10 protein-coding genes are annotated in these 13,876 nt (G+C 59.9%); 5 read left to right on the top strand and 5 right to left on the bottom strand.

Features of this window, described 5'->3' with window-relative positions; all coding sequences use genetic code 11:
• Positions 1 to 128: 128 nt before the first annotated feature.
• Positions 129 to 1,256: a branched-chain amino acid ABC transporter substrate-binding protein gene (locus ABTV29_RS24710; RefSeq protein WP_433767225.1), complete on the bottom strand. Its 1,128-nt coding sequence runs from the start codon at positions 1,254 to 1,256 to the stop codon at positions 129 to 131.
• Between the two features lie 348 nt (positions 1,257 to 1,604).
• Between ABTV29_RS24710 and ABTV29_RS24705 the strand changes: the two genes are divergently transcribed.
• Positions 1,605 to 1,910 carry a DUF2288 domain-containing protein gene (locus ABTV29_RS24705; protein WP_433767224.1) on the top strand — a complete coding sequence of 102 codons (306 nt, stop codon included), beginning with the start codon at positions 1,605 to 1,607 and terminating at the stop codon, positions 1,908 to 1,910.
• 315 nt (positions 1,911 to 2,225) lie between these two features.
• Here ABTV29_RS24705 and ABTV29_RS24700 read toward each other — a convergent pair whose 3' ends face one another.
• Entirely contained in the window at positions 2,226 to 4,427 is a 2,202-nt protein-coding gene (locus tag ABTV29_RS24700) for a hypothetical protein (protein ID WP_433767223.1), read from the bottom strand.
• Between the two features lie 198 nt (positions 4,428 to 4,625).
• Here ABTV29_RS24700 and ABTV29_RS24695 point away from each other — a divergent pair, with 198 nt between their 5' ends.
• Positions 4,626 to 5,522 (top strand): NAD(P)-dependent oxidoreductase, encoded by an 897-nt coding sequence (locus ABTV29_RS24695; protein ID WP_433767222.1) that lies wholly within the window; start codon positions 4,626 to 4,628, stop codon positions 5,520 to 5,522.
• Here the strand turns inward: ABTV29_RS24695 and ABTV29_RS24690 are convergent.
• The gene (locus ABTV29_RS24690) at positions 5,479 to 7,695 is read right to left on the bottom strand and encodes a putative bifunctional diguanylate cyclase/phosphodiesterase (protein ID WP_433767221.1); all 2,217 of its coding nucleotides are present in this window, start codon (positions 7,693 to 7,695) and stop codon (positions 5,479 to 5,481) included. The two genes, ABTV29_RS24695 and ABTV29_RS24690, sit on opposite strands and share 44 nt — an antisense overlap.
• A 145-nt stretch (positions 7,696 to 7,840) precedes the next feature.
• Positions 7,841 to 8,206 (bottom strand): YkgJ family cysteine cluster protein, encoded by a 366-nt coding sequence (locus tag ABTV29_RS24685; protein WP_433767220.1) that lies wholly within the window; start codon positions 8,204 to 8,206, stop codon positions 7,841 to 7,843.
• A gap of 303 nt (positions 8,207 to 8,509) precedes the next feature.
• Between ABTV29_RS24685 and ABTV29_RS24680 the strand changes: the two genes are divergently transcribed.
• Entirely contained in the window at positions 8,510 to 9,859 is a 1,350-nt protein-coding gene (locus ABTV29_RS24680) for a spinster family MFS transporter (RefSeq protein WP_433767219.1), read from the top strand.
• Between the two features lie 183 nt (positions 9,860 to 10,042).
• Here the strand turns inward: ABTV29_RS24680 and rapA are convergent, their stop codons facing one another.
• Positions 10,043 to 12,889 (bottom strand): RNA polymerase-associated protein RapA, encoded by a 2,847-nt coding sequence (gene rapA, locus ABTV29_RS24675; protein WP_433767218.1) that lies wholly within the window; start codon positions 12,887 to 12,889, stop codon positions 10,043 to 10,045.
• A 230-nt stretch (positions 12,890 to 13,119) separates the two neighbouring features.
• Between rapA and ABTV29_RS24670 the strand changes: the two genes are divergently transcribed.
• Both ABTV29_RS24670 and ABTV29_RS24665 read left to right on the top strand, forming a co-directional pair.
• Complete coding sequence (locus ABTV29_RS24670; RefSeq protein WP_433767217.1) at positions 13,120 to 13,461, top strand: aspartate-semialdehyde dehydrogenase; 342 nt, start codon at positions 13,120 to 13,122, stop codon at positions 13,459 to 13,461.
• A gap of 100 nt (positions 13,462 to 13,561) precedes the next feature.
• A complete protein-coding gene (locus ABTV29_RS24665; RefSeq protein ID WP_433767216.1) occupies positions 13,562 to 13,735 on the top strand; it encodes a hypothetical protein in 174 nt (57 codons plus the stop codon).
• Positions 13,736 to 13,876: the final 141 nt, after the last annotated feature.

Genomic DNA, 13,876 nt, shown 5'->3' with positions numbered 1-13,876 from the left:
CGCTGATGACGGTTTTGAGATTTTCAGGTGGGGAGACTAGCGGATCACGCCAGCGCGGCCCAGGTACGTTCGTAAAACAAAGCCCACGGCACGCCGTGGGCTTTATTGGCAGTCAGTCAGGCAGCGCCTTACTGAGGCGAAGCTTCAGTTTTTGGTTTGCCGAAGTGCCACTCGTAAACCACGAATTTGAAGTCTTTCAGGTCGCCCTTGTCGTCGAAGCTCAGGTCGCCAGTTGGCGTCTTGAAGGTGCCTTTGTGGATGGCTTCAGCCACTTTGGCGGTGTCTTCGGACTTGGCGGTCTTGATGCCTTCGGCGATCACTTCCACAGCCGAGAAGGCCGGGAACACGAACGGACCGCTCGGGTCTTCTTTCTTGGCCTTGAATGCTTCAACCAGGGCCTTGTTCGCAGGGTCTGCGTCGAAGGACTTCGGCAGGGTTACCAGCAGGCCTTCGGAAGCGTCCTTGGCGATCTGCGAAATGGAGTCGTTACCCACGCCTTCCGGACCCATGAACTTGGCTTTCAGGCCTTTTTCCTGGGATTGACGCAGGATCAGGCCCAGCTCCGGGTGGTAGCCGCCGTAGTAGACGAAGTCGACGTTGGCTTGCTTGAGCTTGGCGATCATCGAGGAGAAGTCCTTGTCGCCGGCGTTGACGCCTTCGAACACGGCAACCTTGACGCCTTTGCCTTCCAGGGTTTTCTTCACGGCGGTGGCGATGCCTTCACCGTATTGCTGTTTGTCGTGCAGAACAGCAACGATTTTCGGTTTTACGTGATCGGCAATGTAGTTACCGGCGGCAGGGCCCTGGGCGCTGTCCAGACCGATGGTACGGAAGACCATTTTGTAACCACGGGTGGTGATGTCCGGGCTGGTGGCAGCCGGGGTGATCATGATCACGCCTTCGTCTTCGTAGATGTCCGAAGCCGGTTGGGTGGAGCTGGAGCACAGGTGGCCGACCACGAACTTGACGCCGTCGTTGACGACTTTGTTCGCTACCGCTACCGCTTGTTTTGGATCGCAGGCGTCGTCGTATTCCACGGCTTCGAGTTTCTTGCCGTCTACACCGCCTTTGGCGTTGATTTGTTCGATGGCCATTTTGGCGCCACTGAACTGCATGTCGCCGTATTGGGCTACAGGACCGGTTTTAGGGCCGGCGATGCCGATCTTGATGGTGTCAGCTGCGAACGAATGGCTGGCAACCCCGGCCAGAACCATAGCGGCAAACAGTTTGGAAATCTGCTTAGTAGCCTTAGTCATAGTGCTCCACTCTTACTGTTGTAATTTTTATAGTCCTGGCGCCGTGGGCAACAGAACCGGGTCAGTATCGACGACATTCCCCGGAAAAGCCCCTCGGCAACTGTACCGGTACAGTGTAGAGCGCCGATTGTCAGCCTGGGAAGCTGGCGCCGGGGGACAAAACTCGGGCGTGTCGCTTATTTGAAATAAAAAGACAGAATTGCGGCGGGTATTTGACGGGCTTATAGCCAGATTCCGTGCATTCCTTGGCTTTCCTGCTCTTTTCATTCGGTACTGCAAATTGCAACCGGGTTTTTCTGCCAGACCACCGACGTTATCATTGCGTCAATTTCATTTCCGGACAGACCCATGAACGAAGAACCTAGCACCCTCTATGCCAAGCTGCTTGGTGAAACCGCATCTATTTCGTGGAAGGAACTGGAGCCGTTCTTCGCCAAGGGTGCCCTATTGTGGGTCGACCCGACCCTGGATTTGATCGCCGCCGCCGAGGCCGTAGCCAGCGATGATGGCGAGAAAGTGGCCGCCTGGCTGGCCGCCGACAAGGTCGCCAAGCTCTCTGAAACGCGGGCGCTGGATCTTTTCGAGCGTGATCCCGAGCTGTGGGCGGTTGTTGTTTCGCCGTGGATCATGATCCAGGAAAGAGCAAGGGATTGAATGCGCGCACCTTCATGGTGCGCATCGCCCGCGGCTAAAAGTGTGTAGCCGAGTAGCGTGATGGCACGTTGCCGTAGAGAAAGGCCACAGCCTCACGGTGACGTAAACGTAACGGGAACAGTTGAAGGAGCAGCCTGAGGGCTGCTCAATTGTTTCTGGCTGCTGGAAATGTCTTGAATTCGAGGGCGCCATCGCGAGCAAGCTCGCTCCCACAAGGGGCCGGGGTATTCACACATTTTGTGTTCACCCCGATCACTGTGGGAGCGAGCTTGCTCCGGGCGGCGATCCGACGATTGGCGGCGACTCGGCCTTGTGTCAGGCCGAGTAGGTCTTGCCCGTATGATTATTCAAAGAAATAACCTTGGTCTTGCCAATGCGGTGACGGTAGATCTCGCGCAGGTATTTGATCGCCTTCTTCACGCAATCCCGGGACAGGCGGATGTCGTTGATCGAGACGAACTTGTCCTTGTCGTTGATCAGTTCGCGGTACTTCTTCTCGTACATCGGCTTGATCGCGTACCAGTTGGTATCGAGGATCTTCGCCGGGTTCTCGAACTCGTTGAGCAGATCGTCGATGCGTGCTTCATCGAATTCTTCGTTGATGATGAAGTCCAGGATCGAATGGTCCAGGGTGTCATCGAAGCGGTAAGGGTTGCGGGCGAAGCAGCGCTTGATGAAGGCCACGATCAGGGTCAGGAAGTCATCCGACAGGCACGGGCTCTTGGCGATCAGGGTGGTCAGCGACAGGTTGGCCGAGGCACCGATCACCAGCGCATAACGCTTGAGCGTGGTGTTGGGGAACAGGCTGTTGAGGTGGGTCTTCAACCGGTTCAGGTCCATGTAGGACAGCTTGTAGTCCTTGGGCAGGGACACGATCGACACCACCGACGAACAGTTCTTGAAGAAGTGCAGGTCGTGCAGGGCGGCGGCGTCGTAACCCGAGTTCTTGTACTGCTCCAGCGACGCGCGATAACGCTTGGACTCGATCGGCAGCAGGCTGATGCCTTCGATGGCCTGGGTCACCTTGTTGAAGTGCGGCAGGTCGATGGAGCGGAAGAACAGGTCGTCGATGTTCAGGCGCTGCTGCTCTTTCTCGAATACCTTGAACTTGTCGCTGGTCGGCGCAGGCGTTTCCGGGACTACGGACTCGGCGTAGGCAATCGCCACCGGGCCGGCCAGACTCATGAACAGGTCGTTGGCGTCCAGGCGAATGGTTTCGCCGATGTCGATGCCGGCGCGACGGAAATAGTTCTGGTCGTAGTCGGTCGTTACCGCCTGCGCCGTCAGAATGTTGAAGATCTGCTGCGAGATGTACTGGTTGGCATGCTTCTCCATGGCATTGACATCAATGTTCTGGATGTTGCCGTCATCGTTTTCCTCGGCGTAACGCATGATGTCGTTGGAGATCAGCATCATCGCGTTCCACGGGCGGATACGGCCCATGACACTGGCTTCGCTACTGTCTTCGTTGGCGAAGTTGTAGGAGAAGTCCCATTCTTCCGACAGGTATTTGCACAGCAGGCGACCGGCGTTGATGTGCAGCGCTTCGGACATTTCGCTGCGGTGGTCGGAAATGTTCGGCAGCACGCAGATGCCGCTGGTGAAGATCGGTTCGAAGACGAAGGAATGACCGCTCTTGCTGTCATGCTCGTCCACCGGCTTGGTGTCGAACGTCTTGTTCATGTACGAGTGCTGCTGGGCCAGGCCGAACTCTGACGCCATGCCCGAACCAGTGCCGCCGCCGGCGCTGAAGATCGAGAAGTACAGGCGCGACTGGTTGGCCTTGATGCCGCAGCTGTCGATCAGGTACGAGTGAATCATCTTCCAGTCGGGGCTGGAGAAACGCTGGGTGTCCTTGTTCAGGATGATCTTGGCCAGGTACTGGCCGAGAATCGGTGCGTTACCGGCACCACCGGCGTGGACTTCCGACAAGTCCATGATTTTCATTTTGCTGTAGTCGCGCAGGAAGCCGCTCTTTTCACCCTTGCGCGAGAAGCGGATGCGCCCGGCAATGTCTTTGTCCAGGTCGCCGAGCATGACCAGCGGCTCGACCAGGAACACAGGCTTGGTGGCCTTGTTCGGCATCAGGCGCAGGTTGTTGCGAATCCACTGCGCGGGGCTGTAGCCCTTTTCGGCGAAGCGCTTGTCCGGCGACAGGCGGTCTTCGCTGTTGAATTCGTTGAGGTAGAACTTGCGTGCGTTGTACACCAGTTCCGCGACATCCAGCGCGATGTTCGAACCACAGCGCCCCAGGCCGATCAGGCACACCGACGGGAATTCCTGGTCGCTGTGCTGTTCGTTGTCGCCTTCCAGATGCGGCGGACGCGGGAACACCATGTCGCGCAGGCCGTCGAGGTTATCGAGGATGCGATCGGTGTTGGTTTCGGTGAAGTACAGATATTGCTGGGTTGCCAACGGGCGTGACGGGAGCAATGGCTTCGACGGGACAGGGGTGTTTGCCGCGGGGCTCAAGGTCAGGTCGGAAACCACAGTGGCCGGATTGTTTTTGGAAGTCATTGTTCGCCATCTACCTGGGCTGTTTGGGTCGAACGACAGGTTGTCGTCGTACCGTCACGGAATGAGAACTCGCGTCTTTTATCAGCGCGCATTGGGTCCAAGCGTCAGGGTCACGGCCTGGGCATCGCTCGGGGGAATCCTTTCCTAGTCATGTTGAATCGGCCAGTATTCGGCGATCTTTAATCAAAAAGAGGCGAAATGATGTCAACGCTACCTTCGTTGGGGTTTGCCGGAATCGGCCTGATGGGGCTGCCGATGTGTCGGCGCCTGCTGGCGGCGGGTTATCCGCTGACGGTGTGGAACCGGAATCCGGCCAAGTGTGCGGCATTGGTCGAGGCCGGTGCCCGCCAGGTCGCCAGCCCGGCCGAACTGTGCCAGCACGCCGACGTGGTGATGCTGTGCCTGGCGGACACCTCGGTGGTGCAAGAAGTGGTGTTTGGCGCGGCAGGCATTGTCCAGGGCGCGAAAAGCGGCCAGTTGCTGGTGGATTTCTCCAGCCTTGAACCCACCGCGACCCGGGAAATGGCGGCGCAGTTGCTCGGCAAGACCGGCATGGGCTGGCTCGATGCACCGGTGTCCGGTGGCGTGGTCGGCGCCGAGGCAGGCAGCCTGGCGATCATGGTCGGTGGCGATGCAGCCGATCTTGAGCGCGTGAAACCTGTTCTGTTGAGCCTGGGGCAACGCGTGACGCACATGGGGGCGGTCGGCGCGGGGCAGGTGACCAAGGCCTGCAATCAGATGATCGTGGCCTGCAACGCGCTGGTGATTGCTGAAGTGGTGGCACTGGCAGAGCGTTCCGGGGTCGATGCCAGCCTGATCGCCGAGGCGCTGGCCGGTGGTTTTGCCGACTCCAAACCCTTGCAGATCCTCGCCCCGCAGATGGCCGACAGTCGTTTTGAGCCGGTGAAATGGCACGTGCGCACCTTGCTCAAGGATCTGGATACGGCGGTGAAGTTTTCTCGCGAACAGGGTTCGGCGACGCCGATCAGCGGCCTGGCGGCGCAACTGATGCGACTGCACGGCGGGCAGGGGTATCTGGAAAAAGACCCTTCTACATTAGTGCAGATGTACCGTGAACCAGACTCAGCGAAGTAAGGCTGTAGCGGTTTTTGCGCTGGTTGATTTCGTTCAGCACCGGGCGTAAGTCGGCCAGCGGTACAGGTCGGCTGAGCAGGTAGCCTTGGGCGAAATCACAGTCGTGGCCTTCGAGGAACTGATATTGCTCGAAGGTTTCGACGCCTTCGGTCACCACTTGCAGGTGCAGGGTGTGGGCCATGGCGATGATCGCCTGGACGATCTCCATGTCCTGGGTCGACTTGGGAATGTCCTGAATGAACGACCGGTCGATTTTCAACGTGTTGAGTGGCAGGCGCTTGAGGTAGGCCAGGGACGAATATCCCGTACCGAAGTCATCGATCGATAGCGCCACGCCCAAGGCACGAATATGTCGCAGCAGCTCCAGGGTGTCGGCGATATTGCCCATCAGCGCGTTTTCGGTCACCTCCAGTTCCAGCCGTTGCGGCGCAACCCCGGCGCTGCGCAATGCCTGCTCGATTTCACCAGCCAGTTCCTCCCGGGCCAGGCTCAGGGGCGAGCAGTTCACGGCGATTTTCAATGTTTCGCAATCCTGGCGCGATAGCTCCCCAAGGTCTTCGCAGGCCTTGCGCAGGACCCAGTTGTCCAGTTCGGCGATCAGGCCATTGGCTTCGGCGAGGGGGATGAAGCGGTCGGGAGCGAGCAACCCGTGTACCGGATGTTGCCAGCGAATCAAGGCTTCAAGCTTGCTGACCTCGCCGGTTTTCAAGTCGTAGATCGGCTGGTAATAGAGCGTCAGGCCGGCGTCTTCGCGCAGGGCATGGCGCAGCTCTTCTTCCAGTTGCAGTTCCAGGGTGGCGCGGGCCTTGAGGTTGGCGCTGAAGAAATTCAAGCCGTTGCGACCGCTGCCCTTGGACTGATACAGGGCAAGGTCGGCATTTTTCAGCAGCTCATCGCAGGTCTTGCCATCTTCGGGAAACAGGCTGATGCCGATGCTGGTGGTCATGACCATGCGCCGCCCGGCGAGCTCGATGGGTTCCTTCATTTTCAACATGATGCTCTGGGCCATCTGCCGTGCCTCTTCGCGATCATGCAGGTTGATCAGCATGCAGAATTCGTCACCGCCAAAGCGCGCCACCACGTCTTCGTGGCTGCGCATCGAGCTTTTGATGTGGCCGGCCAGCACTTTGAGCAGTTCGTCGCCGGCGTCGTGCCCGAGGCTGTCATTGATGCGCTTGAAATGGTCGATGTCGAGGAACAGCACCGCCAGCATGCCGCCGGTATGGGTTTTCTCGATGAGCTTTTCGGCGAAGAGCTGGTTGAAGCCACGACGATTGGTCAGGTTGGTCAGCGGATCAAAGTGCGCCACCTGCTGCAGTGATGCGCGAGCCTGATCCAGTTGACTGAGCAATGAATTGACCCGTTGCAGGTCGTTCTCTTTATGTTGCAGCTTCTTGTCTGCCAGCGCCGCGCTGATGCTGCTGCCGATGATCAACAGGGTCATGACCGCGACCGTCAGGCCCAGTTGAAAGTGATTGTTTTCCCCTGGCTGAGTCAGGACGCTGCCCGCTGGCAGTACCAGGTCGAAGGCCGCCATGCCGGTGAAATGCATGCTGACGATACCTGTGCCGAGTACCAGGCTGGCGCAATACTTGAGCAGTTGATGAAACATGCCGGTGCCGTTGCGCAGGTAGCTCGACAGCAGCAAGGCCGCCAGGCTGGCGCCGATCGCAATCACGATGGACAGGGCGAACAAGGCGGGTTGGTAGTAGACAACCGCCTGCGAGCGCAGGGCGGACATGCCGACGTAATGCATGGTGGCGATGCCCAGGCCGACCCAGATCGATGCCTTCAGGCAATGCCAGAAGCTCAGTGAAGGACGACTGAGTGTCTGCATCGCCAGTCGTGCGGCGAGCAGGGCGATGAACAGGGAGGCGAGGGTGACGGGCAGTTGGTAGTGCAGATTGATGGGGGCCTGGAAGGCCAGCATGCCGATGAAGTGCATGGCCCAGACGCCACCGGCCAGGCATCCTGCACCGACCCAGCACCAGGTTCGACGGGACGCTGGCTTTTGCACATGCGCGACGCGCTCGGCCATGTCCAGCGTCGCGAAGCTGCCGGCACAGGCGACCAGAAAAGCCAGTAGCACCAGAAAAGGGTCATGGATGCAATTGAGTATGACCTGTCCGCCCTCTGGCAGCCCAGCAATGAAATGCAGACCCAGCCACTCCATAACATGCCCCGTGTTGTTGCCTTGACCGGCGCAAGGACACCGGAGAGTGCCTTGGAGTATAGAGGGCGTGCACAGGGCGCAAGAGGTGATGGCACTTTAGGGTCAAACATTTTGTTATTAAACCAATAGCGATCAGTGCTAACGGTCAGGCGCTTTGTTGCTCGACTTTGGGCGTGGCTGGCTCCAGTGGGGTCAAACCAAATGCCGCGCGTGCCGCGTCACAGTCGGTATTGACCTGGCCATCGACCCAGGAGGCCTCGAACTCCCGGCAAGGGGTCGAGCGTTGCTCATAAATCGTACATTTCACTTCGCTGCCGACTTCCCCCTCCAGGCTGGTGCAGCGTGGGGTTTTGCAGTTGGTACCCAGCATCGCCACCCGGCTGGGGGTGATTTGCTCGACCAGTTCATCGGGCACGGTCCCGCCGGACGAAGCGCATTCACCCCAAAAAAATGACACGCGAAAGTAGGAACAGCAGGCACCGCAATTCAGACACGGACTGACATCGGACATGGGTAATGATCTAAGGAGGAATGGGGAGGCCGGGGGGCGGACAAGGTCGCTATTCTAGGCTTCGCCAGCGGCTTGGAAAGGGGGGCGCAAAGGTATTTTTCAACGGCTGGACGTGCGGTCATACCCATCGCCCCTGGCGGGCGAACATTGGGCCTCGCCACTGGGCAGGCTCGGGCCCTGTGGCGTGAGTTCGCCATGGGTTGGTATCAGCCTTACGAATAATTACAGACAGTTGTGGCGGGCCTGTCTAGATTGCAGATTCCGGGGAAACGACGCCCCAATAACAATAAAAGAGACGGACCCATGCAGAACTCGACCCAAGCGGCGAATGCCTGGCGCATTCTGTTCCTGCTGTTCCTGGCCAATCTGTTCAACTTTTTCGACCGCACCATCCCCGCCATCATCATCGAGCCGATCCGCATGGAGTGGCATCTCAGCGACTTTCAGCTGGGGATCATCGGTACTGCATTCACCATTGTCTACGCGATCGCCGGCCTGCCCCTGGGGCGCATGGCCGATACCGGTTCGCGCAGCAAGTTGATGGGCTGGGGGCTGGCGGTGTGGAGCGGGCTGACCGCCGTCAACGGCATGGTTGGCAGTTTCTGGAGCTTCCTGATCGTACGCATGGGCATCGGCATCGGCGAAGCCAGTTATGCGCCAGCGGCCAACTCGTTGATCGGGGACCTGTTTCCGGCTCATCGCCGGGCGCGGGCCATGGGGATTTTCATGCTCGGCCTGCCGCTGGGGCTGCTGCTGGCGTTTTTCACCATCGGCGCGATGGTCAAGGCGTTCGACAGCTGGCGTGCGCCGTTCTTCATTGCCGCCGTGCCGGGGCTGATCCTGGCGATCTTCATGTTCTACATCAAGGAACCCAAGCGCGGTGCCGCCGAAAGCGTGCAGGTGTCGCAGGAGAAGGTCGACCGGCCGATCCGCCGCGTCCTGGCAGTGCCGACTTTCCTGTGGCTGGTGCTGGCCGGGTTGTGCTTCAACTTCGCCACCTATGCCTGCAACTCGTTCCTGGTGCCGATGCTGCAGCGCTATTTCCTGTTGCCGTTGCAGGAAGCTGCGGTCGCAACCGGAATGATCGTCGGCGTGACCGGCCTGGTAGGCCTGACGCTGGGTGGATGGGTTGCGGACAAGATTCACCAGCGGGTGGCCAATGGTCGCCTGCTGTTCGCTGCATTCAGCCTGATCATTTCCACCGTGTGCACGGCCTGGGCGCTGCATTCGGGACGGATCGAGATCGGCGTGTTCGTCGCGGTGTTCAGTGTCGGATGGCTGTTTGCGTACAACTTCTACACCTGCGTTTACACAGCGATCCAGGACGTGGTCGAGCCGCGTCTGCGGGCGACGGCCATGGCGTTGTTCTTCGCCGGCTTGTATCTGTTGGGCGGCGGCCTGGGGCCGGTGGTGGTCGGTGCCTTGTCCGATCATTTCGCGCACACCGCCATGCTTTCGGCAGGTGCGGAGCAAATGACCGAGGCGTTCAAGGCGGTCGGCCTGCATGACGCGATGTACCTGATCCCGGTGGCGCTGTTTTTCACCATGGTGTTTCTGGTGCTGGCGTCGCGGTGTTTTGTGAGGGATGCCAAGCGGATGAAGGATGGGTTGGTGGCTGTGGTTGAGCCTGAGGGAACTGCGGCGACTGCTTGATTGCTATCGCGAGCAAGCTCGCTCCCACAGTGATATCGGTTGTTCACAAATCTTGTGTTCAACACCGACCCCCTGTGGGAGCGGGCTTGCCCGCGAAGAGGTCATCAGCAGCAACACTAAATTGAAGCAAACAAAAAGGCCCGCATCACTGCGGGCCTTTTTTACCGGTAGAGCAGGGGGCGATTAGCCCGCCACCAACACCCGAATCGCTTCCAGTCGCAGCGCCGCCTTGTCGAGCATGGCCAGGCCTTGCTCGCGCAGTTTGCGCAGGGCGACCAGTTCGCTGTCACGTACGGTCGGGTTGACCGCTTGCAACGCGGTCAGGCGCGCCAGTTCCTCGTCGGTATCGGCAGCCAGGCGACGTTGCGCTTCCGCCACACGCTCGGCATGACGCGGGAAGACCTTGTCTTCGCCGGCGTTGATCCGTGGCGTCAGCTGATCGCGCTGGGCCTGGACGAATTTGTTGGCGCTGGCGCGCGGTACGCTTTCGAGTTGATCGTTCAAGGTCTCGAATGCGACCCGGGCCGACAGGTCATTGCCGTTGGCGTCGAGCAGGCAGCGCAGGGCCGCCGGTGGCAGGTAACGGCCCAGTTGCAGCGAACGCGGCGCAACCACCTCGCTGACATAGAGCAGTTCCAGCAGCACTGTGCCGGGTTTCAGCGCTTTGTTCTTGATCAGCGCTACGGCGGTGTTGCCCATGGAGCCGGACAGCACCAAATCCATGCCGCCCTGCACCATCGGGTGTTCCCAAGTGATGAACTGCATGTCTTCGCGCGACAGCGCCTGGTTGCGGTCGTAGGTGATGGTCACGCCTTCGTCGTCGCCCAGCGGGAAGCTGGCATCGAGCATTTTTTCGCTCGGTTTGAGGATCAGGGCGTTTTCCGAATGGTCTTCGCTGTCGATACCGAATGCATCGAACAGGGTTTCCATGTAGATCGGCAGGGCGAACTGGTCGTCTTGCTCGAGGATCGCTTCTACCAGCGCGTCACCTTCGCCAGCGCCGCCGGAGTTGAGCTCCAGCAGGCGGTCGCGGCCGGTGTGCAGTTCGGCTTCCAGGCGCTCACGCTCGGTGCGGGCTTCGTTGATCAGCGCTTGCCACTCAGCGTCGTCGGCTTCTTCCAGCAGCGGCAGCAGGCGCGGGCCGAACTGATGCTGCAGGGCGTTGCCGGTCGGGCAGGTGTTGAGGAACGCGTTCAGCGCTTCGTGGTACCACTGGAACAGGCGCTCTTGCGGGCTGGTTTCCAGGTACGGCACGTGCAGTTGGATGGTGTGCTTCTGGCCGATCCGGTCCAGACGGCCGATGCGCTGCTCCAGCAGGTCCGGGTGGGATGGCAGGTCGAACAACACCAGGTGATGGGAGAACTGGAAGTTGCGGCCTTCACTGCCGATTTCCGAGCAGATCAGCACCTGCGCGCCAAATTCTTCGTCGGCGAAGTATGCGGCGGCGCGGTCACGCTCGAGGATGTTCATGCCCTCGTGGAACACCGTGGCCGGGATGCCGGAACGTACGCGCAGGGCGTCTTCCAGGTCCATGGCGGTTTCGGCGTGGGCGCAGATCACCAACACTTTGGTGCGCTTGAGCATTTTCAGCTGGTCGATCAGCCATTCGACGCGCGGGTCGAATTTCCACCAGCGCTCTTCTTCATTGGCATCCGGCTGGGCCTGGAAGCTGACCTCCGGGTACAGCTCGGCGTGATCGCCCAACGGCAGTTCGAGGTATTCGTCCGGGCAGGGCAGCGGGTAGGGGTGCAGCTTGCGCTCCGGGAAACCCTGCACGGCGGCGCGGGTATTACGGAACAGCACGCGACCGGTGCCGTGGCGGTCCAGCAGTTCGCGCACCAGGCGGGCGCTGGCTTCGGTGTCGCCGTCGTTGACCGCGGCCAGCAAGGCTTCGCCTTCGTTGCCGAGGAAACCGTTGATGGTCTGGTGGGCTTGCGGCGACAGGCGCCCCTTTTCCAGCAATTCCTGAACGGCCTCGGCTACCGGGCGATAGTTTTCGCTCTCGGCGCGGAAGGCGTTCAGGTCGTGGAAACGGTTCGGATCGAGCAGGCGCAGACGGGCGAAGTGGCTGTCCTGGCCCAGTTGTTCCGGGGTTGCGGTCAACAGCAGTACGCCGGGAATGGTCTCGGCGAGCTGTTCGACCAGCGAATATTCAGGGCTGACCTGGTCTTCGTGCCATACCAAGTGGTGCGCTTCGTCGACCACCAGCAAGTCCCAACCGGCCGCGAACAGCGCGTCCTGGGCCTTTTCGTCGTCCACCAGCCACTCGAGTGCAACCAGCGCCAGCTGGGTGTCTTCAAACGGATTGGAGGCATCGCTTTCAATGAAACGCTCTTCATCGAACAGCGCGACTTGCAGGTTGAAGCGGCGGCGCATCTCCACCAGCCACTGGTGCTGGAGGTTTTCCGGTACCAGGATCAGCACGCGGTTGGCGCGGCCCGACAACAGCTGGCGATGGATGACCAGACCGGCCTCGATGGTCTTGCCCAGGCCCACTTCGTCCGCCAGCAGAACTCGTGGCTCGACACGGTCGGCAACTTCCCGGGCGATGTGCAACTGGTGCGCGATCGGTTGCGCACGCACGCCACCCAGACCCCACAAGGAGGACAGCAGTTGGCGGCTGGTGTGTTCCAGGGTGTGGTAACGCAGGGAGAACCACGGCAGCGGGTCGATCTGTCCGGCGAACAGGCGGTCGCTGGCCAGACGGAACTGGATGAAGTTCGACAGTTGGGTTTCCGGCAGGGTGACCGGTTCGTTCTGCGCGTTCAGGCCGTGGTAAACCAGCAGGCCGTCCATGTCATCGACTTCGCGAACGGTCAGTTTCCAGCCTTCGAAGTGAGTGATGGTGTCACCCGGCGAAAACCGCACGCGGGTCAGGGGCGCATTTCGTAGCGCGTACTGGCGGGTGTCGCCAGTGGCCGGGTAGAGCACGGTCAACAAGCGGCCGTCCTGTGCCAGAACGGTGCCCAAACCCAACTCCGCTTCGCTGTCACTGATCCAGCGTTGCCCCGGTTGATACTGCTGCGCCATGCTGCCTGACTCCCACCTTGAAAAAGCGGGCTATGTTAACGGAACGGGCCTCCAGACCAAAGGAATACCTGTGCCGCAGCTGCTGTAGATGGCGGTCTTTTGATCGAAAAGACCTCAAGAGATCGTAGTCGGTGACGCCTGGCACAGTGCCAAATGGGTCACAGTTTGCGACCGATGGCTCAAGTCGCATCCAGCGCGGCCGACATCCTGCCGACAGGAGACCAAAAAATATGCTGCCACCGATGCTCCCCCTGAGTGCCGTGCCGGTCACTTCCCAGCACGATCCGATTCGCCCGCGCCCGGACATCGCACCTGTGGTGCCGATGCAGGAGAGTTCCACCGACAGCACCATCGACCTGAAAAACCGCGATCCTGAAGAAGCCGTCCTGCTGTTGCGCGAAGAACAACGCAAAAAGCAGGAGCGCGGGCGTCGCCGTCGTGAAGCCGATGAGGATCCCGAAGCCCACCTGGCGATTCCCGGCACTGAGCTCAATGCCGACAACACCGTGCCGGTCGCGCCGTTGATGGAAGATCAGCCGCGCCAGGGGTTGTGGGTCGATATCGAGATTTGAGGTCGCGTCTGGTCAGCGTCGCCGCCAGACCGCATTATTGGAGCAATCCTGCCCAATGATGCGGCGGCTGAATTCCTTTCCAAGCGATGCACTGAGCGCCATGAGCCAAGACGACAAGCTGATCGACCTCAACGCTGAACGCGCCAAGCGTGTTCATGACCTCAATGAAAAGCGCCTTAACGAAGTGCGCCAGGCGTTCGAGCAGGCCATGCCGTTGGGCACGGCGAAGAAAAAGCCGAAGAGCAAGTCCAAGAACAAGCCGAAAAAGCGTTGATCCTCCCCCTGCATCGTTTGATGCAGGTCAGTTTTTCCCCTCCTTTATTCCCGCTCCCGGGCAACATTGATCCCGGTCAATATTTTCTCCTGCCCGATTGGTTAACTTAGCTCCATCGCAACAAGGCAACCGCAGGAGACG

The organism is Pseudomonas putida, from assembly GCF_050989985.1.
GTDB classification, from domain to species: Bacteria; Pseudomonadota; Gammaproteobacteria; order Pseudomonadales; family Pseudomonadaceae; genus Aquipseudomonas; species Aquipseudomonas putida_AI.
Note: the sequence above shows the minus strand (reverse complement) of the source record. Positions and strands in the feature narration are given on the sequence as shown.